This is a genomic window from Acinetobacter gyllenbergii CIP 110306 = MTCC 11365 (assembly GCF_000413855.1).
Lineage (GTDB): Bacteria > Pseudomonadota > Gammaproteobacteria > Pseudomonadales > Moraxellaceae > Acinetobacter > Acinetobacter gyllenbergii.
Genome location: NZ_ATGG01000010.1, coordinates 107592 through 127703 on the forward strand (window position 1 = coordinate 107592; position 20112 = coordinate 127703).

Consider the following 20112-nt stretch of genomic DNA (forward strand, 5'->3'; position numbering starts at 1 on the left):
GGCACAGCAATGTGCCTTTTTTATTACATCAATGCTGTATTGACCTAGAAGGGTGGAAATTTGTCCTGAACCAGATGGAGTTGAATTCCATGTTCTAAATAGGCTTTCAAACTATCCACGACCGTGGTAAAGCCACCTGTACTATCAATCACAAATTGCATCAGCTCATCGCCTTGTAAGGGGATATTATAATTTTGAATTCTGAGATAAGTTTGATTGTCATTGATCGCTTCAAAGATAAAATCCACCGTACTGGTTGGTTCACCCCACTGAATCTGAATCAATTCATTGGCAATGATTTTTGTCACCTGTACTTTTGCTGAAACTTGGTATTTTTCCCAAGTCCATTCAACGGTTTTTCCTTGTTCGAGTGACGCCGTTGCTGAACTAAACCAAAACTTTGAGGTGATTTCAGGGTCAATAAATGCTTCAAAAACGCTATGGATTGGTTTACGAATCAGCATTTGTGTTTCAATGATGACAGGATTTAGCATTATATCTGTTCTTTTTGATAGGGAATTGTCATAAAACATATATAAACTGGCTGCGCTGCCCAAGATACTTTTTGTTAAGCAGAATCAGCAGCTGTTCTTTTTAAATCCATAAAATTCAATATTTAAACGTTATCTTTTTACACTAACCGAGTTTCGAGCTGCAAAAATAAAGCAGAACATGTGAATTTATGACGAATAATTTTCTAAAAATTGAGCTTAAGAAATGGCTATCACAAAAGCGTCATAAAGTTGTCACTTAATTGTCATATTATCTGCTCAAAATGCAGTTAACCAAAGTACAACACTTAACTTAAAAAGAGTTGTAAACCAAATTGCATAAATGAGAGAAAACAGAATGCGCTTAAATCCACGTCACATCGCAATTGCATTAGCTGTATCTGGGGCAACTGTAGCAACGACTGCAAATGCAGCTCGTGATACGATTCAAATTGCTGGTTCATCTACTGTATTACCATTTGCAAGTATTGTTGCTGAAGAGTTTGGCAACACATTCCCACAGTTCAAAGCACCGGTTGTTGGTTCAGGTGGTACGGGCGGTGGTTTGAAGCAATTCTGTCAAGGTGTAGGTGATAACACCATCGACATCGCAAATGCTTCTCGTCAAATTAAAGACACAGAACTTGATGCATGTAAAAAATCTGGCGTAAACCAAGTACAAGAAATTAAAGTCGGTTATGACGGTATCGTATTTGCGTCAAACGTTAAAAAAGCAGCATATAAATTAAAGCCAGTACATGTATTCACTGCATTATCTGCACAACTTCCTTCAAATGGTAAATTAGTTCCAAACCCATATACAACATGGAACCAAATTGATAAATCATTACCAAATGAACCAATTACTTTAGTTATTCCTGCATCTAACCACGGTACACGTGAAGTGTTCCAAGAGAAAATGATCGATGCGGGTTGTGAAGCGTTTGATTACTACAAAGCTTTAAGCAAAGATGATCAAAAGAAAGCATGTTCAACCTTCCGTAAAGATGGTCGTGTAATTGAAATTGCAGGGGACTATACTGAAACTCTAGCGCGCTTGAAAACTTCTCCAAACGCAGTGGGTGTCTTCGGTTTAGGTTTCTATGATTCAAACCGCGATAAATTACGTGTAGCGACTGTAAATGGCGTGACTCCATCTGAGAAAACGGTATTGGATGGTAGCTACCTTGTTTCACGTCCATTGTTCTTCTACGTGAAAGGCGAGCACTTAAAATCAATCAAAGGCTTACCACAATACACAGAATTCTTCTTAAGCAAGAAAATTTCTGGTAAAGGTTCTAAATTAGAAAAAGCGGGCTTGATTCCTTTAAGCGACAAAGAGCGCGCAAAAATCCTAGCTGATTTCAAAGCGGGTAAATCAGTTAAGTAATATTGTTAAAAGGGAGGCTGGTGAGACGTTGGATCATCAGCCTTTTTGTCTAGCTAAGTTTTTTCAAATCATGAAAATTGAGAAAACAGTGGAGATTACATGAATCTGCTACTTATCGGTGTGTTATTAGCCCTTGTGGCAATTGCATATCAAATCGGGCTGAGTAAAAGCCGTAACCTAGCAGGTAAGGGAAATAACTCAGCAACACTACATTCTCGTCCAGGATATTATGGGGCGTTGGTTGCTTTGTGGTGTGGTATTCCTGCGTTTTTAATTTTGATTATTTGGAATTTGGTTGAACCAAGTATTTTACAACACATTATTTTCAATAATATTCCTGCATCTGTAAGTTCGACTTTAGATGCGGCAGGTCGTGATGTTTTAAGCAGTCGTGTACAAGCAATTGCTTCTGGTTTCGGGGTAACAGATCAACCAGCAGCCTATGAAGTGGCGGCAGCGCAACAACTTGCAAAATTCCAGACCATAGGCTCTTTTGCCAAACTTGCCGTGGTGATTAGTGCTGGACTAGCTGGTTTAGTTTGGGCCAAACGTCATGTTAGCCAGCAATTCCGCGCACGTAACCAAGTCGAAAAAACCATTAATGTTGCTTTGATTTTGTGTTCAGGGGTCGCAATCTTGACAACAATCGGTATTGTGTTATCGATGTTAAGAGAAGCATTACACTTTTTCCATTTTGTTAGTCCTGTTGATTTCTTCTTTGGTACTGAATGGAATCCTGGCTTTAGCACCTCAGGAAATGCAGAAGGTAGTTACGGCATCTTACCGCTGATTTGGGGAACCTTAATGGTCAGTGGTATTGCATTATTGGTTGCAGTACCAATTGGCTTGTTGGTTGCGATTTATTTGGCTGAATATGCATCGCCAAGGTTGCGTTCTTGGGCAAAACCGACGATTGAGGTTTTAGCAGGGATTCCAACGATTGTTTATGGTGTATTTGCCTTAATGGTGATTGGTCCATTCTTTAAAATTGTGGGTGAAAGTGTTGGTATCAACATTAATGCGACCAGTGCACTCACCGCAGGTTTTGTGATGGGTATTATGATTATCCCATTCGTTTCCTCATTATCTGATGACATTATTACTCAAGTGCCTCGTGCATTACGTGATGGTTCTTTGGGCCTAGGCGCAACCAAATCAGAAACTATTCGTCAAGTGGTTTTACCAGCTGCCTTACCCGGGATTACAGGTGCATTCTTGCTTGCCGTATCCCGAGCAGTGGGTGAGACCATGATTGTGGTGCTTGCAGCAGGGAACAGTCCATTGTTGCATGCCAATCCATTTGAAGCAGTTTCAACCGTAACCGTCACGATTGTGAAGCAATTAACGGGGGATACTGATTTTGCGAGCCCGCAAGCATTGGTGGCATTTGCCCTTGGTTTAACGCTGTTTGTGATTACTTTGGGTCTAAACATTATTGCACTGTACATCGTGCGTAAATATCGTGAGCAATACGAATGAGTTCATCAAATACATCTCCTCTGGATCCGAACCTATTGGATCCTCAAGTAGCTGCTGAACAACGTGAGCAGCGTAAAAGAAAGATCCAAAGTTCTTTGGCCAAGCGTCATCGTAAAGAAAAAACCTTTCGTTTTGCTGGGATTTCGGCGGTTGTGATCGCGCTGGCATTTGTTGCTTTACTATTTGGTAGCATTTTGGCCAAAGGTCTCCCAGCTTTTTGGCAAAGTAGTATTACCGTTCCGGTTTATTTTGATCCAGCGATCATCAATGTCGGTGCGAAGCCAAAACAAACAGCAGGTGAAACCCCAGCTCACTTTGAAGAGCGCATGGTCGCTTGGCAAACTGAAATGGGTATGGTGGATTGGGATGCCTTGATCGTAAATGGCATCGTTGCTAAAAACAAAGCATTAGAGTCTCAACGTGATTATCTAAGCAGTTTATATACCAGTTCTGAAGCATACCGTTTGCGTGATATGGTGCTTAAAAACCCTGCGCTGATTGGAAGCAAAGAAGAGATCAAATTCCTAGCCGATGCCAATATAGACGTGTGGTTAGCAGGGAATATTGACCGTAGTTTGCCAGATGATCAGCAACAACTTGAACCTGAAGTACGTCAACTTGCAGATCAGTTAAAAGCGGAAGGAATTATTAAAAGTACCTTCAATACTAACTTGTTCTTTAGTCCAGACTCTCGTAGTTCACCTGCAACCAGTGGTTTAGCCGGCGCATTCATGGGGTCATTATTCATGATGATGATCGTGATTGTGATCTCGATTCCAATCGGTGTTGCCAGTGCAATTTATCTTGAAGAGTTTGCACCAAAAAATATGATGACGGACATTATTGAAGTCAACATTAACAACTTGGCTGCTGTTCCTTCGATTGTGTTTGGTTTATTGGGTGCTGCAATCTTTATTGGTTGGATGCAGTTGCCATTATCAGCACCCTTAGTCGGTGGTTTGGTGCTGAGTTTGATGACTTTGCCGACCGTGATTATTACCACACGTGCATCACTAAAAGCGGTTCCACCTTCGATTCGTCAAGCTGCTTTAGGTTTGGGTGCATCGAAAGTACAAACCATTTTCCATCATGTATTACCTTTGGCATTACCTGGCATTATGACAGGTGCGATCATTGGGGTTGCACATGCGCTGGGTGAAACTGCGCCATTGCTTTTAATCGGAATGAGCGCTTTCGTTGCAAGTGTGCCAACCACACCACTCGATCAAGCGACAGCATTGCCAGTACAAGTTTATTTGTGGCAAGGTAATGAATTACGTAACTTCTTCGAAGGGCGTACCGCAGCAGCGATTATTGTGTTACTGGCATTAATGATTGGTTTGAATAGCCTTGCTATTTGGCTCCGTAAGAAATTTGAAGTGCGTTGGTAATTGAGGAGAGTACAATGAATACGATTGATATTATGAACGCCGTAGAAAAGGATAAATCAGTGAATCCACAGCAAAAAGAATTTACCTCATCTGAAGCGCAAGTTCAGCAATCAAATACTGCATTTGTCTCTCAGTTTGAAACGGCTTCTTCAAATAAAAAGCCAAAAACCAGTGAAGTGAAAATCAGTACCAAAGATGTTCATGTTTACTATGGTGACTCTGAAGCGATTAAAGGTATTGATCTTGATGTTTACCAGAATGAAGTGATTGCATTCATTGGCCCATCAGGTTGTGGTAAATCGACATTCTTACGGACTTTAAACCGTATGAATGACACCATTGATAGTTGTCGTGTGACGGGTAAAGTGACTTTAGATAATCAAGATATCTACGATCCAAACCTTGATGTGGTTTTGCTGCGTGCACAAGTGGGCATGGTATTCCAAAAACCAAACCCATTCCCGAAATCAATTTTTGATAACGTAGCTTATGGTCCAAAACTACATGGTTTAGCGCGTGATAAATATGACCTAGAAGAAATCGTGGAAAACAGTTTACGTAAAGCGGGTTTATGGGATGAAGTTAAAGATCGCTTGAGCCAACCTGGCACAGGTTTATCAGGTGGTCAGCAACAGCGTTTGTGTATTGCACGTACCATTGCAGTGAGCCCAGAAGTGATCTTGATGGATGAGCCATGTTCGGCGCTGGATCCAATTGCGACCGCGAAAATTGAAGAATTGATTTCTGAATTGTCTGAACAATTCACCATTGCAATCGTTACCCACTCTATGCAACAAGCAGCGCGTGTATCAGACCGTACCGCTTACTTCCATCTGGGTGATTTGATTGAGGTGAACTCGACTGAGAAAGTGTTTACCCAGCCAGACCATCAGTTGACGGAAGCGTATATTACGGGTCGTTTTGGTTAATCCGTTTCATTACAAACAAAAGAGCCTTCGGGCTCTTTTTGTTTATATAAATGAAAATGAATCTATTTTGCAAAATCGCTATTGAATTTTTATTGAGCAGACCACATCTTAGAACAATAACGCCGAACTTATAGAGCACATACTTCATGTTATTCCATTTACCTAAGTTTCCTGCTGAAATTCGTATTAGTCATCTCAATGCGCGTGTGAATGAACAAAGAAAAAGAATTGCGCAAACCACCGCCTCTCGTTTTGAATTATTACAACTCGTTCAACAGCTTGCAAAAGAAGCTAAAATTCGCAAGAAGAACGATCAAAAAATTTATGTCCTTGACTTTAAAGGCGATGTTCAAGCGTCTGCAGTCGATACCATCCGTGAAGAAATTACCTTGATCTTAGCGACTGCTAAAGCAGGGCATGATCGTGTCGTCGTTCGTTTAGAAAGTCCTGGCGGAATGGTGCATGGTTATGGTTTGGCCGCTGCTCAATTGGTGCGTTTACGTGATGCAGGTTTTAATGTCACCATCTGTGTTGATAAAGTTGCTGCAAGTGGCGGCTATATGATGGCATGTATTGCCAATGAAATTATCTCTGCACCTTTTGCAGTGGTGGGTTCGATTGGTGTGGTTGCACAAGTACCGAACTTTAATCGTTTGCTCAAACAGCACAATGTTGATTTTGAGCTGTATACCGCAGGTGAATATAAACGTACCGTGACCATGTTTGGTGAAAATACGCCAGAAGGCAAGGCCAAGTTTGAAGAAGAGTTACAGCAAACCCACTCCTTATTTAAGGATTTTGTTGAGAAATATCGTCCACAACTTGATGTTGCTAAAGTTGCAACAGGCGAGCATTGGTATGGTGAAGATGCACGTGAATTGAACTTGGTAGATAAGCTACAAACTTCTGACGAATACCTATTAAGCTTGTTACCAAAACACGATATCTATGTGATTAATACCCGTAAACGCCCAACCTTTGGCGAAAAACTGGGATTGCAGGCAGCTCAAATGGCTGAAGGTTTGATTCCTACGGTCATGAATAAAATTACAGATAGTTTGGCAAAGGCAAATAGTACATTGGTACAAATGCGTGATCCGAAATTTTAATAATTTACACGCTATAAAGAGCATAAAAAACCAGCCTAAAGGGCTGGTTTTTTATGTTTGATCTTGTAGATTTGGGGTGAAGTTCACCGCTAGATTTGAACATTTGGTGAATTAAACAAACATGACAAAACTATTTGATCGAATAGATTGTAGCAATAGCGATCATTTGATATTTTAACTGCAAGATGAATTACTTAATTATTCATTAACCGAAAAAGTATTTAAAAATATAATTGATAAGTGAGCATAATAATGACAAGAGTCGTCGTTTTTTCAAAGAAAAATTCGAATATTCTACAAGATGCGCAATTGAAAAGTGTGGTACTCGACCAGCCTTCGATCGTACAAATTGGTGTGAATCAAGCCGATATTAAATCCATGATCAAACAAGGTAATGATCTTGTCATTACACTAAAAAACGGTGAAAAAATTATTGTCAGTGATTTTTATAGTGCTGAAAACTTAACAGAGCATAGCCTTGCAGTCGCGAAAGATGATGGGACTTATGCGGTCGCAGAATTTGATGATTCAGGAAAATTTGTTCGTTATACCCCAGCGACGTCACTGACGCAACTTGCATATACGGATGCAGTGACACCTGCTCCTCAACCTCAGAATGTGGATCAGGATTCGGCGATTAGTAAGTCACAACTCTTAAAAGTAGGTTTGGCTGCTTTAGTGGCAGAAGGTGTGTATCTATTAGCCGTAAAAGATGATGATGACGATAAAAATAAAAGTAGTAACCAACCGATTGATATAACACCACCTGCTACACCAACTGCGAGTTTAGGTACAGATACACAAACGATTACGGGTAAAACCGAAGCGAAAGCCAAAATTGAAATTAAAGATGCAGCTGGGAAAGTGATTGCAACGACTCAAGCTGACGCCGAAGGAAATTACACAGTCAAGCTAGATCAACCTTTGGTGAATGGTGGCAAGGTCAGCGTGACTGTAATTGATGGTTCGGGGAATACTTCTAAAGCCACTGTTGTGACAGGAAATAAGGATACCATTGCACCAGATGCTCCGACAGCACAACTGAATGCAGATGGAACCATTGTTACAGGTAAGGCCGAAGCCAATGCTAAAGTCTCAATTTATGATGCAAATGGCACGCTATTGGGTAGCGTGATTGCAAATAAAGCAGGACTGTATTCCATTAAAGTTTCACCGGCTTTAACCAGTGAAAAAGGTGGGACGGTTGTCGCTGAAGATGCAGCCGAAAATAAATCTACACCGACTAAAGTGATTGCTGGAAAAGATACGGTGCCGCCTGATCAACCTTTTGTGGATGTCAACAAGGAAGGTTCATCTATTCAAGGTCGAGCAGAGGCGAATAGCAAGGTACAGATCAAGGATGCGGATGGGAAAATAATTGGTAGTGGAATTACAGATGCACAAGGCAAATTTCAGATTACACTTTCACCTGCCTTAGCTTCAGATAAAAAGGCAACCATCATTGTCGAAGATGCGGCAGGGAATCAATCTAAACCGCTTGAGATTACTGCCGGAAAAGACACCATTGCACCCGATAAAGCCGTTGCTGAAATCAATGCAGCAGGTGATTCAGTGACGGGTACAGCGGAAGCAAATAGTAAAATTGAAATTAGAAGTGCGGATGGGAAAACACTGTTTGGTTCAGGTACTGTTGGTGCGGATGGAAAATTTAGCATTACCTTATCATCGGCTTTAACCGATAAAAATGTAGGGAAAGTTTATATCATTGATGCAGCTGGGAACCGTTCCGATGCAGTCGATGTGGTAGGGACAAAAGATACCATTGCGCCGAATAAGCCGATTTTGCAAACCGTGATGGATGATGTGGGTGCTGTAAAAGGTGCAATCGCGGCAGGAGGGGATACTGATGACAGCAAACCGACTTTGGCTGGTGTAGGTGAAGCAAAAACTGTTTTGACGATTTATGACAATGGTCAACCGATAGGTACGGTAACAGTGGGAGATAATGGAAGGTGGAGTTTTGAAGTTAAGCAGGATTTAAGTGTGGGGCCACATAAAATCACCTTAACCTTGACTGATGCAGCAGGCAATATTAGTGAAGCGAGTGATGCATTTAGTTTTAATGTGGTTGCACCTGTAGTGAAAGCCTCTTTGGCCGATGCGATTGATTTGGGTGCTTTACAAACCCAACACGCTGAACCTGTTTCCGAATCAAACAATATTGAGAAACTGAGTCTAAATACCTTATTGTCTTCTTCTGAGCCCGTATCAAATCAGTTGGATGAGGTTTTGAACCAATTGCTGATAGGACAAAATCCAACTCCTGCAACCAGTCATTCTGGAAATGCTGATTTAACCCATCTTGATTATGCAGCAAGTTTAAAAGCTGATCCTTTAGACCAGCTTACTGTATTGCAACATTCGATTATTTAAACTGTATTTATATTTTGAGAGCGTCTATTTTTAAGTAGGCGTTTTTTCTTTGAGGAGTTGAGTGATTCCAATCAAGATAGCTCCGACGGTTGCAAGGAACATATCTTTATGTGCATCCCAGATATCACCTTGCTGGCCATTATAGTTTTCGGCATCTTCAGGGGATAAACCAATCGCGATCCACCATTCAATTAATTCATAAAACATGCTCGATGCCATGACAAATTGAATCACCAGCAGAAATAGGGTCAAAGGTTTGGCAGTCGGTAACCAAACTTGAAAACAGCGATAGAAAAATGGATAGAGCAATAGACCATAAGCAAAATGCACCAGTCGGTCATACATATTACGCGACCAACCCATGGTTTGATTTAAGTCAAAGTGGAAAAGGTTTTCAATCCACTCATTATAAGGCACATAAGAGTAGAGGTAGTGTGCCCCTAAAATATGAATCAGAAGAAAGCCAAGATAAAGACAAAAACTATAAAAACTAATGCCAATCTTTTTCAGCGTGACAATGAGGGCAATTAGCATCAAAACGGTACCCGCTTGGTGTAGCAAATAAGCCTCAAACTCAAGCGGTTGGATGCTTGCAATTGCCACCACCAGCAGCACTATCGCAAGCGCAATATAATGTTTTAAACTCAGTTGTTGTTCGATCATACTGTATCCTAAATACAGTCAGGCAAGTTTTATTGCTCTTACTCTGTCGTTTTTACAGCGATTGTTTCTTTGGCTGTAGAAACGCCACCGAGTGCCTGACATGCTTGTTTATATAATTGATATTTTTGTTGTACAACTTCATCGAGCGGAATGTCAAAGAGATCTTCACCATTTTTATATTGTTCAATATATGATGCCGCTTTGTCTTTATTGGCAGCCAGTGATTGTTGATAAAAATTTGAAATAGAAGAGGTTGCTAACTCACTGGATTCAATGTTATGACACTGAAAACCTTGTAAGAGTTTCTCAGCGCGTTTTAATTCGCTAGATTTTCCAAAAATACAACCTGATAAGCTCACGGTGGCAATGAGCAGGAACAAAAGCTTCATGATCGATAGAGTAGAATTTTAAAGGTGCTATTATTGTATATAAGGTGAATTTTATAAATTAATTATTTATGTCTAACACGATAAAATTTAATCTTTTTTTACTTTGCACATCTGATTGCACAAAAATTAAATAGACGGGATTTAAAATGAAAATAAGAAAAGCGCAACGGCGAGATGTTGATGCCTGTGTACCTTTAATTTATAGCGCAGCGGTTTCGTTGTTTGATTATATTTATCAACATAAGCAGATCAGCGCAGAACAATTCATTCATCGTGAGTTCCTTTCAGGACAAGGTTATACCAGTTATCAGTTGCATTGGGTGGTCGAGCATCATGAGAAGGTGGTTGCAACAATAGCCTGTTATGGCAAAAAGGATTTATTGAGTATGGATCAGGGTAGCCTTAAAAATATCTGGGCCATTTATAGACTTGGATTTCCTCGTGTTTTGTCTCGAGCCTTACAGGCAGGTTCAGTTGTAACTAAGCCCAGTGACTCATGTTTGCATATTGCTAATTTTGGTGTCCATCCTAATTACCAAGGTCAAGGCATAGGCTCTTTATTGCTACAACATCTGAAGTGTTTAGCTCAACAACAAGGGTTCACTGCATTATCTTTAGATGTCTCACAGAAAAATCCAAATGGGCAGCGTCTATATGAGCGGATTGGTTTTAGCGTTGTAAAAGAAACTAAGTTTAAAGATGCTAATAACAGTGTTATTCCAAATGGTCGTCGAATGGAATGGTGGTTCTAAATTTAAGCGGGTGGAATGAAGATAAAATATTCAATCGGTTGATATAAAATGATTTTTAGCGTTATGCTAAATAAGGCGTCATCAACACATCTTGTTATGCGAATTCAGTGCATTTTCTTATTCTGTTTTTTAATAGGTCTCTCTGCTGGGGCTTATGCGGATGACTATGATTTTTTTGTAGCGCCGAGCGAAGATACCGAACAGATGTTTGATGCTGCTTATCCTGAAATGAAAACAGAATATTCGGTTTTGCATAACCAATTTTTTCAAAATGAGCGTTGGCGTGTCTATAATTATACGGCTTATCAAACTAATCAGTTTAACCATAAGATGTTAACAGGTGACACCACTAGCTTGTCGCTGGATGATTTTTCGATTTCAGTCGGTTATGGCATGATGTATCAGTTGAACCAGACCAATCGAATTGGCTATGAATATCTTTCCAGCTTTCCCTTTGACCGAGGGCAATTGATACGATTCTTCTGGTTACGGATTTTTTAACTGACCTTTTGATATAGCCCTGCTCTGACCATACCGGCTTTGGTTTCTTTAATTTTCTGCCAAGTCAGGGGAAGGGTGAGTTGAGATAAATCTCGATCTGCTTCTACATAAATATAAGCGTGGTTTGCAATCATTGGGTCAGCAAGTTCTGCTAATTCTTGCCATAAATCCAGACTATAAGGTGGATCAAGAAACACCACATCAAAATTTGAGTTTAATTTTTTTAAAGCCTGTTGTGCCGTTGCAACATGCAGTTGGCAATTTTCTGCTTTTAACAGTTGAATATTGTCTTTTAAGATTTTGGCTTGTATTGGATTTGGTTCAATCATCACGACTTTAGCAGCTCCACGAGAAAGCGCTTCAAATCCTAATGCACCTGAGCCGCTACACAGGTCTAAAACCTGCGCATTTTGAATGTCCCACATTAACCAATTGAACAAGGTTTCACGGACACGATCTGGTGTTGGACGTAAACCATCAATACTGGCAAAGGGTAAAGTACGGCGTTTCCAGTTACCACCGATGATACGCAATTGATTTTTCATTATTCAGTTACTCCATCAGTAGGTTGAGCAGCTGTTGCTGGCGCGACAGGTGTAGATGCTGGAGTGGATGAAGCGACGGGTGTTGATGCTGCTTGGCTATTTTGTGTTGTTGTGGTTGCAACACTGCTGCTTGGCAGTTCGCCAGGTTTAATGCCTGCTGTCATTAAGCCACCACTGACTTGATGGCTGGCTGGGCGGAGTGGATTCTTTTTACGGGTCACTAGCCAATAATCAAATATTGGACGTGCTAACTGCGCCGCAGAACCACCATGTTTACCATTTTCCCAAACCACAGCAATCGCAATTTCTGGATTATCGGCAGGCGCGAAACCAACGAATAAACCGTGGTCCCATTGTCGAGATGAAAGCGCAGCTTCGTTATAGCGTTTACCTTGGGCAATACTTTTAACTTGGGCTGTCCCAGTTTTACCTGCGATTGAATATTGCAAACCACCTTTAATACCACGACCTGTACCTGACTGGATGACATCCACCATTGCATCGTGCATGTTTTTCCAATCTTGTTCGGTGCCATTGAAGTTAATTTTGCCATCGGGTGCATTGTGGACGCTAAATTTTTTGGCGCCTTTGGTCTCTCTTAATACATGGGGCGTGACATGTGAACCTTTATTCGCAGTAATTGCAGTTGCCATCGCAAGTTGTAACGGTGTAGAGGTAAAAGCGCCTTGTCCGATACTGACTGAAATCGTTTCACCTTTTAGCCATTTGGATTTGCGGGTACGCATTTTCCATTCTGGGCTCGGATACAGGCCAGAACTTTCACTTGGTAAATCGACCCCAGTTTTTTCACCAAAGCCAAATTGACGCATCCAGTCATTCATTTTCTCAATGCCCATGCGATAGGACAGGACATAAAAATAAGTATCGCAAGATACAATTTGAGCTTTATGCATGTTCACAGAACCATGACCACTTTTTTTATGGTCACGGAAGCGGTGGCTGTCACCAGGCAATGAAAAATAGCCTGGATCGGAAATTGCAGTGTTCCAATCGACCAGACCATAATGAATACCGCCTAAACCAAACATCGGTTTGATGGTTGAACCGGGTGGATAAGCCCCCTGAACTGCACGGTTATAGAGCGGTTGATCGAGGTTATCACGCAGCCCACTGTAGTCTTTAGAGCTAATCCCAGTCACGAAGAGGTTTGGATTAAAACTTGGACTTGAGACTAATGCTAGAATTTCACCTGTACGTGGGTCCATTGCGACAATTGCACCGCGACGATCTGCCAATTGTTTTGCTGCAATAGTTTGCAGACCATAATCAAGTGATAAATAAAGATCATTACCTCGTGCTGGGTTTTGGCGACCTAAATTACGCAGTACATTACCATGTGCATCTGCCTCGACAGATTCATAGCCAGGCGTCCCATGCAACAGCTCTTCATAACTTTTTTCGACCCCAATTTTACCAATCAGGTTGGTTCCCGCATATAAATCCTTATCAATTGATTTGAGTTCTTTATCATTGATACGACCGACATAGCCAATCACATGTGCAAACAATTCACCATGTGGATAATAGCGGGTCATTTGAGTTTCAATTTTGACTCCAGGGAAGGCATATTTCACTTCACTGAATTTGGCAATGTCGGCTTCAGTCAAATTCAACTTAATTGCAAGGCGTTCGGTTTTACGTGCAGTTTTCACACGGCTTTTAAAGCGGTCAACATCTTCTTGGGTCAAGCCTAGAATTGGAATCAGACGGCTGATAGTGTCATCAATATCACTGACATCGGCACGACTCAGTGTTGCGGTGAACACAGGGTAGTTATCTGCCAACAGTACGCCGTTACGATCGTAGATATAGCCACGTGCGGGTGCTAAGGGTTGTAAACGAATTCGGTTCTTGTCTGAGGCCGTTGTAAAGTCATCGTAATGAACAATCTGTAAATATGCATAACGACAGATCAATAAAAGTAGAAAAATCGCCACGACAAAGATTGCAAAAAAGATACGACCCTTATAAATGCGCTTTTCTTGTTGCATATTTTTTAAAGGAAAGTGCTGTTTCATAGGGTGTCGACTTAATTACAAAATGGAGAGAATACAAAGGCTACGCATTTTAACGTAAGTTGCATGAACATACTGTAGAATTTTCAACAAATCATGCAAATGATACTGCGACAGCTTTTGACTTTGCAGACATTAAAATTGTATGGTCTTGTATATTAGAAGCAAAATAATTCTGTTAAAGTCACAATCAGTTTGAAATAGGATTTTCCAATACACTCTTAGGGAAAATGGAGAAAATAATGAGAAAAATTTGCCTTTTATTATCGGTTTTAACACTTACGGGCTTAAGTCATGCGGATGACAATCCATTTAAGCCAGAGCCAAAATTAAAAGATGCAAACGTTTCAACATGGAATGTAGGTGCAGGTTTTACCAAGAAATTATTACATGCCAACCTTGAATGGGTAAATCCTTATGGTATTGCCTATGCCAAAGCGGGTGCATTTTTAAATGATGACAATGAACCTGGTGGACAAGTTGGATTCCGTTATCCGTACTACCTAACTGGTACAGATAAAAATGGTTATTACCTTGGTGTCTATGCGGGGCATTTAGACAGCAGAAATTATGGTGGTAAGCAAAAGGGCAATTTGGGTGTCGGTGCTGATCTTGCTTATGTTTGGTTGAATAGCGAACGTATCAGCACATTCAGTGTGGGCGCGGGGGTACGCGAAAAAATAGAAGATGGGAATGGCAATACTGTGAAAAAATCAGAACCTGTCCTTCAGTTTTCTTATACTTTAAGTTTTGGTTTATAAGAGGAAATTAACGTTTATCCTTTTATAGGCCATCATGTATCAATAATTCAGAGAGTCATGCATGTTTGATTACGTCAATGAATTGTGGCAGATTTTTCTAAATCGACCTGACCATCTGGCAGTCTTGAGTATCATCCCTGTGACCGCCTTTGTAACATGGGCGCACGTGTGGATGGCATTGAAAATGGTATTTTACCCAATTAACTTTTGGGGATTCCATTTAGGACCATTACCTGTCGGTTGGCAAGGGATTGTGCCACGTAAAGCTGGACGTATTTCAGGCATTATTACCGATAACACTTTATCTAAATTAGGTTCATTGCGAGAGTTTTTAGAGGCAATGGACCCCGAAGATATGGCCATGATCATTGGTGAGCAAGTCGGTTTTGAGCTTGAGCATCTGATTGATGAAGTGATGATTGATCGCAATGCGGTACTCTGGGAAAACTTACCTTATTCGATTAAACGCCGTATTTATGCCCAAGCCCACAAACAGTTACCAAATACCTTAAGGGAACTTGTGACTGAACTGACCATGAACGTCGAGTCACTGGTCGACATGCGTGAAATGGTGGTCAGCCAAATGGAAGGTGATCGCCGTTTGATGGTGCGCATGTTCTTGAAGGTGGGGCAAAAAGAAATTAACTTTATTTGGCATATCAGTGCATTAATCGGGATGTTCTTTGGTATTTTCCAGATGATTGTATGGTTTGTAGTGCCTTGGCACTGGACGGTTCCATTCTGGGCTGCAATTTGGGGCTTTTTAACCAACTGGATCGCGATCTGGATGGTGTTTAACCCAATTGAACCGCACTATATCCGCTATCCACAGATTTTCCGTTTGACCAAAGACCGTAAATTTCCTTGGATTGTGCCAGTCTTGAAGATTGGAACCTATAATGTCCAAGGCGCATTTATGAAGCGTCAGGAAGAGGTTTCGGATGTGTTCGCCAGTGTGGTGACTGAAGATTTAATTACCTTGAAATCGATCATGACCGAAATGATGTATGGCAGTAAAAAAGACAAAACACGTCGTATTGTCAAGCGTCATATCAATGAAATCATGGAAACCCCATTGGTCAGAACCTCATTGCAGCTTTCATTAGGACCAAGAGAGTATGCTAGACTCAAGACCGACTTGATTGATCGCTCAATTGAAATTACCATGGGACCAGTATGTGACCCAGCTCTGAATGCAAGTCGCGCGCAGAAGATCTTTCAAATGTTTAGAGACCGCATCCGTGAACTAACACCGAAAGAGTTCCAGAACCTATTGCGTCCTGCGTTCCAAGAAGATGAGTGGATCTTGATTGTACTGGGTGGAGTAACTGGTTTCTTTGCTGGTTTAATTCACTTATTTGTTGCTTTCTTATAATTAATTTGATGTTGGTTGAGTGATAAGTCTGTATGATATTGCTCAATTTAAGATTTATTGTTTTTAAATGAGGATGTTCTTTTATGCGCATTATTTTACTCGGACCACCTGGGGCAGGCAAAGGTACTCAAGCTCAGTTGATCTGTAAGCGCTACAATATCCCACAAATTTCAACCGGTGATATGCTCCGTGCTGCAATTCGTGAAGGTACTGAACTTGGCTTAAAAGCGAAAAGCGTCATGGAGTCAGGTGGTTTGGTCTCTGATGAGCTGATTATTGGCTTGGTTAAAGAACGTATTGCTCAGCCTGACTGTGAAAATGGTTGTATCTTTGACGGTTTCCCACGCACAATTCCACAAGCTGAAGCTTTAGAAACAGCTGGCATTAGCATTGATCACGTGATTGAGATTGCTGTACCTGACGAAGAAATCGTGCAACGTCTTTCTGGTCGTCGTCAGCACCCTGCATCGGGTCGTGTTTATCACATCGTTTACAACCCACCAAAAGTGGAAGGTAAAGATGATGAAACAGGTGAAGACCTTGTGCAACGTCCTGATGACCAAGAAGAAACGATTCGTAAGCGTCTCGGCTCTTACCATAGCGAAACTGAGCAATTGGTTGGCTTCTATCAAGGTCGTGCTGCTTCAGGTGAAAATGCTCCGACTTATGACAAATTAGATGGTTTACGTGCAATCGAAAACGTTCAAGCTGATCTTTTTGCAATTTTAGATAAATAATTTAGTTTTTGATAAAACTGCCTTATGTTTACATAAGTCAGTTTTTTTTATACCAATAATTATCTGCGACATAATATGTCGCCCTATCAGATTAAATGATATAAAAACTGAGTGAAAAAAGTTATATTTCATTCAAGTGTACAATTTGAAAATATTGAAACTTAGAATTATTTTAAAGGGTTAATTATGTTGCTGACGATTCAGTCTGATCAAATAGAACAAATTATTCCAGATACAAGTTCAGCAAAATCTGCTAAGAAGTTAGCGAAATTTGAAGCATGGAATAATATCTCAGCTTCGACAGATCATTGGATTTGGGGAGAAATTCAAGGGAGTGCGATTTATCAAAGTGCAATCTTTTTACCTGAACTTAAATGTGAATGTAGTTGTCCGAGTTTTAAGCGGCCTTGTAAACATGCCTTAGCATTATTATTTGTCTATTCCGAGTATCAAGATAAATTTATTGTGCAATCAGATGAACAGAACATACCTGATCGAGTACAAAAATGGCGCGATAAAAAAACCAAAACGCTTGAGAAAAAAGAAAATAAAATTGATAAACCAATTGATGAAGAAGCACGTGCCAAACGCCAGTCGGCACGTGAAAAAAAAATGGATGCAGGTATTGAAGCATTACAAACATGGCTAAATGATATTGTAATCATGGGGCTAGGGCGGTTACGTCAACAACAGCAGGAAAAATTTCGAGATATCCAAAGCCGTTTGGTCGATGCACAAGTTGCTGGTTTAGTCAGTTATTTAGATGAATTTTCTAGTGCCTTATATCAAACTGATTGGCAATTACAAAGTTCATTTTGGTTGGCTAAACTACAAACAGCTGTTGATTTGTGGCAAAACCGCCAGCGGCTTCAGCCAGAACTATATGAAGAATTAAAACAGCTCTTTGGTATTAATTTACCGACAGATGCATGGGATAACATCCCAACTCAGGTGCTGAGTTTGTATGCATTGGGACAAGTGACGCAAGAACTGGTCAACACCCGTGGACGTTATCGTCGTCAATGGTTATGGGATAGTGAAAAGCTATGCGATTATCTGCTATTGGATTTCGAAATTCCCCCTTATTCCAACTTCGGTTTAACCTTACCTTACCAAAAACATTTGTCTTTAACTGCCAAACTTTATCCCGGTGTGAGCCATCAACGTCTGCGTTTAGAAGATAGTTTATTGTCGTTTACTAATGTGAGCCAGACGCTTGTTGCACCGAAGGGATTTACCAATTTTGATCAGGCTTTTGCTCAATATGCCAATAACTTGAAACAGCACCCTTTGCAATTAGTACGCTTTTTTTGGCTGGAGCAATTGCGGTTAGTAAAGTGTGATAAAACGATTTATTTGGTCGATCAGAATCAAAAGATGTGTGAGGTTGAAATTAAGCAATTTGTTGAGTTGTGGTTTTTAGTTGGGGCAGAATCATTTAGTGCTGGCATAGAGTGGAATGGGTTACAGCTTAAACTTGTAAGTATTTGGCAAGGAGGGCATTTTGAATGTGTTTAAACGCATCGTACAGTGATTTTAATCAACAGTTACTTCTCAAACTGACTCTGGGACAGCAATTTAAACAGACTCTAAAAATTCCTGATGTACTACAGGCTTATGTACCTAAACAGATTGATTCAGCGCAAGATTTGTTAGTCTTGAATCAATACTGGATGTTCATGCAACACGCAGGTTATCAAGCGAGAACGGTGCCTGAAACGGTGCAAAAGAGTTTGAATAAGATTGAGCAGCTACAACATGAAAAGCAACTGGATAATGAGCTGATTCAAATTTTGAAATGGATTGTTGGGCAAGAATCGCCATTTTTGTATCAGGATTGGGTTAATCAAATATTGAAACTTGCTCAACAGCAGCAGCAAGTGATTCCTCGTTATTTAGTTTTGAAAGTGTTACCTCTATGTCGAAACCCAGTGTTATTGGCATCTATTTTACCTGAGTTTGCATTTCAAGGAGATGTTACAACACGCTTGGATGATGCTAAACGAGTTTGGAAATATTTGAAACAACAAGATTCGGCACCATTGGTCCGCCAGCTATTGAAATCAAAAAATAGCGATTGGTCATTGTGGATGAGCCAGTTGTGCAGTCAATTACCTCACTTTATTGATCAACATATTGCGGAGTTTTGGTCACAATCAATTCAGCAAAATCATTTGCAAAGTCAAGCTGAAAGTCTAGTGCTGTACAACCTGCCGATTAAGCAATTTGAAGCGTTATATCGGCATGTGAAAACACTAGAACCACAAAATGCGGCTACAGTGCGCAAGAATGCTGCATTAACTTTTTATTTATACTATCCAGATAATGTACTTTATGGTGAGATTATCGCACTGCTGCGTACCTGTTTAAGCTACGATGCTCGGGCGAGAAAAGTTAAATATAATATTAATTTAGATCAAGATGATGCACTCAATGATTATGGTTTCTTTGATCGAGAAGCTAACTTGGTCGAAAGCCGTAAAAATTTAAAAGCGGTTTATCAAAGTGCTCAAATTGAACAGGCTTACCAAGCCTTTTGTGAAAGTTCACAAGGTGTCTTCTATCTCACAAGAGTTTTGATTCAATTGCCACTCGCATATTGGTTAGAAGTATTTGGCACTTGGGATCATCTACTCTCATTGCATTCACAACAGAGAGAGCAGATTTGGAATGCTTTTGTAACATGCTGTTATCGAGAACAACGCCATGATTTAGCGTTATGGTTTTACCAACATCAAACCCAATGGTGTGAAGCTGTGACGACATCCAGTGGGAACAGACTTGAACGTGAGTTGGTCTTTGGTTTACTACATCAAGAGCAAGCAATTGGATGGTTATTAAAACAATTAGATCTGCATTATCAACAGCAAAATTTAGAGCATTTTTATTTTGTGTTTCAACACGCTAAAGTCTTGCATCAAGATCGGAACATCACAGAAATGGCAGCGGTGTTACTTCAGCATGTATATGCAACTTTAGATTTGCAACAGGATCAGAAAAAATTTGAATTATTAAAAGAGCGGGCACAATGGCTGATTTTGGAAGCTTATCCAATTGACTTCAGTGGCTTACAAGCTCTTTTTTCTATTTCCGAATGGAAACAACTGATTCAATTTAATCAGTACAAACAAAAAATTATTGCGTAATGATCAATAAATCATAAATTAGGA

18 protein-coding genes are annotated in these 20112 nt (G+C 40.4%); 13 read left to right on the plus strand and 5 right to left on the minus strand.

The annotated features are described in order from the left end of the window. Nucleotides 1-44: 44 nt before the first annotated feature. Nucleotides 45-494 (minus strand): SRPBCC family protein, encoded by a 450-nt coding sequence (locus F957_RS15075; protein ID WP_016541298.1) that lies wholly within the window; start codon nucleotides 492-494, stop codon nucleotides 45-47. A gap of 355 nt (nucleotides 495-849) precedes the next feature. Between F957_RS15075 and F957_RS15070 the strand changes: the two genes are divergently transcribed. The 6 genes from F957_RS15070 (at nucleotide 850) to blp2 (ending at nucleotide 9183) form a co-directional block, all read left to right on the plus strand. Beyond that, nucleotides 850-1881 (plus strand): substrate-binding domain-containing protein, encoded by a 1032-nt coding sequence (locus F957_RS15070; protein ID WP_016541299.1) that lies wholly within the window; start codon nucleotides 850-852, stop codon nucleotides 1879-1881. A 99-nt stretch (nucleotides 1882-1980) separates the two neighbouring features. Continuing rightward, nucleotides 1981-3360 (plus strand): phosphate ABC transporter permease subunit PstC, encoded by a 1380-nt coding sequence (gene pstC, locus F957_RS15065; RefSeq protein ID WP_016541300.1) that lies wholly within the window; start codon nucleotides 1981-1983, stop codon nucleotides 3358-3360. After that, nucleotides 3357-4751 carry a phosphate ABC transporter permease PstA gene (pstA, locus tag F957_RS15060; RefSeq protein WP_004652129.1) on the plus strand — a complete coding sequence of 465 codons (1395 nt, stop codon included), beginning with the start codon at nucleotides 3357-3359 and terminating at the stop codon, nucleotides 4749-4751. Before pstC ends, pstA begins: the two co-directional genes overlap by 4 nt. Before the next feature lie 14 nt (nucleotides 4752-4765). Then, nucleotides 4766-5680 carry a phosphate ABC transporter ATP-binding protein PstB gene (gene pstB, locus F957_RS15055; protein ID WP_016541302.1) on the plus strand — a complete coding sequence of 305 codons (915 nt, stop codon included), beginning with the start codon at nucleotides 4766-4768 and terminating at the stop codon, nucleotides 5678-5680. 146 nt (nucleotides 5681-5826) lie between these two features. After that, a complete protein-coding gene (gene sohB / locus F957_RS15050; RefSeq protein ID WP_016541303.1) occupies nucleotides 5827-6789 on the plus strand; it encodes a protease SohB in 963 nt (320 codons plus the stop codon). A gap of 252 nt (nucleotides 6790-7041) precedes the next feature. After that, a complete protein-coding gene (blp2, locus tag F957_RS15045; protein ID WP_016541304.1) occupies nucleotides 7042-9183 on the plus strand; it encodes an Ig-like repeat protein Blp2 in 2142 nt (713 codons plus the stop codon). A gap of 30 nt (nucleotides 9184-9213) precedes the next feature. Here blp2 and F957_RS15040 read toward each other — a convergent pair whose 3' ends face one another. Beyond that, the gene (locus F957_RS15040) at nucleotides 9214-9846 is read right to left on the minus strand and encodes a DUF2238 domain-containing protein (protein WP_016541305.1); all 633 of its coding nucleotides are present in this window, start codon (nucleotides 9844-9846) and stop codon (nucleotides 9214-9216) included. 38 nt (nucleotides 9847-9884) lie between these two features. Continuing rightward, a complete protein-coding gene (locus F957_RS15035) occupies nucleotides 9885-10235 on the minus strand; it encodes a hypothetical protein (protein ID WP_016541306.1) in 351 nt (116 codons plus the stop codon). A 146-nt stretch (nucleotides 10236-10381) separates the two neighbouring features. Between F957_RS15035 and F957_RS15030 the strand changes: the two genes are divergently transcribed. Further along, a complete protein-coding gene (locus F957_RS15030; protein ID WP_016541307.1) occupies nucleotides 10382-10987 on the plus strand; it encodes a GNAT family N-acetyltransferase in 606 nt (201 codons plus the stop codon). Between the two features lie 96 nt (nucleotides 10988-11083). Then, entirely contained in the window at nucleotides 11084-11488 is a 405-nt protein-coding gene (locus F957_RS15025; RefSeq protein WP_016541308.1) for a hypothetical protein, read from the plus strand. On the opposite strand, the gene rsmD is transcribed toward F957_RS15025, so the two are convergent. After that, nucleotides 11485-12033 carry a 16S rRNA (guanine(966)-N(2))-methyltransferase RsmD gene (gene rsmD / locus F957_RS15020; protein WP_016541309.1) on the minus strand — a complete coding sequence of 183 codons (549 nt, stop codon included), beginning with the start codon at nucleotides 12031-12033 and terminating at the stop codon, nucleotides 11485-11487. The genes F957_RS15025 and rsmD overlap by 4 nt on opposite strands. Next, entirely contained in the window at nucleotides 12033-14072 is a 2040-nt protein-coding gene (gene mrdA / locus F957_RS15015) for a penicillin-binding protein 2 (protein ID WP_016541310.1), read from the minus strand. Before mrdA ends, rsmD begins: the two co-directional genes overlap by 1 nt. Before the next feature lie 239 nt (nucleotides 14073-14311). Between mrdA and F957_RS15010 the strand changes: the two genes are divergently transcribed. From F957_RS15010 to F957_RS14990, 5 genes are all read left to right on the plus strand, one after another. Further along, complete coding sequence (locus F957_RS15010; protein WP_016541311.1) at nucleotides 14312-14830, plus strand: hypothetical protein; 519 nt, start codon at nucleotides 14312-14314, stop codon at nucleotides 14828-14830. Between the two features lie 61 nt (nucleotides 14831-14891). After that, the gene (locus F957_RS15005; RefSeq protein ID WP_004652140.1) at nucleotides 14892-16205 is read left to right on the plus strand and encodes a DUF445 domain-containing protein; all 1314 of its coding nucleotides are present in this window, start codon (nucleotides 14892-14894) and stop codon (nucleotides 16203-16205) included. An 83-nt stretch (nucleotides 16206-16288) separates the two neighbouring features. Then, nucleotides 16289-16942, plus strand: coding sequence for an adenylate kinase (gene adk, locus F957_RS15000; RefSeq protein ID WP_004801251.1), 654 nt, complete (start codon nucleotides 16289-16291; stop codon nucleotides 16940-16942). Nucleotides 16943-17128: 186 nt separating this feature from the next. Continuing rightward, on the plus strand, nucleotides 17129-18460 hold the full coding sequence (locus F957_RS14995; protein WP_016541312.1) for an SWIM zinc finger family protein: 1332 nt from the start codon (nucleotides 17129-17131) through the stop codon (nucleotides 18458-18460). After that, nucleotides 18451-20088 carry a hypothetical protein gene (locus tag F957_RS14990; RefSeq protein WP_016541313.1) on the plus strand — a complete coding sequence of 546 codons (1638 nt, stop codon included), beginning with the start codon at nucleotides 18451-18453 and terminating at the stop codon, nucleotides 20086-20088. The genes F957_RS14995 and F957_RS14990 overlap by 10 nt, the downstream gene beginning before the upstream one ends. Nucleotides 20089-20112 lie beyond the last annotated feature (24 nt).

Excerpts from the sequence above, each read along its gene's own strand:
- F957_RS15075 (WP_016541298.1), bottom strand. The coding sequence starts at position 494 with ATGCTAAATCCTGTCATCATTGAAACACAAATGCTGATTCGTAAACCA.
- F957_RS15070 (WP_016541299.1), top strand. The coding sequence starts at position 850 with ATGCGCTTAAATCCACGTCACATCGCAATTGCATTAGCTGTATCTGGG.
- pstC (WP_016541300.1), top strand. The coding sequence starts at position 1,981 with ATGAATCTGCTACTTATCGGTGTGTTATTAGCCCTTGTGGCAATTGCA.
- pstA (WP_004652129.1), top strand. The coding sequence starts at position 3,357 with ATGAGTTCATCAAATACATCTCCTCTGGATCCGAACCTATTGGATCCT.
- pstB (WP_016541302.1), top strand. The coding sequence starts at position 4,766 with ATGAATACGATTGATATTATGAACGCCGTAGAAAAGGATAAATCAGTG.
- sohB (WP_016541303.1), top strand. The coding sequence starts at position 5,827 with ATGTTATTCCATTTACCTAAGTTTCCTGCTGAAATTCGTATTAGTCAT.
- blp2 (WP_016541304.1), top strand. The coding sequence starts at position 7,042 with ATGACAAGAGTCGTCGTTTTTTCAAAGAAAAATTCGAATATTCTACAA.
- F957_RS15040 (WP_016541305.1), bottom strand. The coding sequence starts at position 9,846 with ATGATCGAACAACAACTGAGTTTAAAACATTATATTGCGCTTGCGATA.
- F957_RS15035 (WP_016541306.1), bottom strand. The coding sequence starts at position 10,235 with ATGAAGCTTTTGTTCCTGCTCATTGCCACCGTGAGCTTATCAGGTTGT.
- F957_RS15030 (WP_016541307.1), top strand. The coding sequence starts at position 10,382 with ATGAAAATAAGAAAAGCGCAACGGCGAGATGTTGATGCCTGTGTACCT.
- F957_RS15025 (WP_016541308.1), top strand. The coding sequence starts at position 11,084 with ATGCGAATTCAGTGCATTTTCTTATTCTGTTTTTTAATAGGTCTCTCT.
- rsmD (WP_016541309.1), bottom strand. The coding sequence starts at position 12,033 with ATGAAAAATCAATTGCGTATCATCGGTGGTAACTGGAAACGCCGTACT.
- mrdA (WP_016541310.1), bottom strand. The coding sequence starts at position 14,072 with ATGAAACAGCACTTTCCTTTAAAAAATATGCAACAAGAAAAGCGCATT.
- F957_RS15010 (WP_016541311.1), top strand. The coding sequence starts at position 14,312 with ATGAGAAAAATTTGCCTTTTATTATCGGTTTTAACACTTACGGGCTTA.
- F957_RS15005 (WP_004652140.1), top strand. The coding sequence starts at position 14,892 with ATGTTTGATTACGTCAATGAATTGTGGCAGATTTTTCTAAATCGACCT.
- adk (WP_004801251.1), top strand. The coding sequence starts at position 16,289 with ATGCGCATTATTTTACTCGGACCACCTGGGGCAGGCAAAGGTACTCAA.
- F957_RS14995 (WP_016541312.1), top strand. The coding sequence starts at position 17,129 with ATGTTGCTGACGATTCAGTCTGATCAAATAGAACAAATTATTCCAGAT.
- F957_RS14990 (WP_016541313.1), top strand. The coding sequence starts at position 18,451 with ATGTGTTTAAACGCATCGTACAGTGATTTTAATCAACAGTTACTTCTC.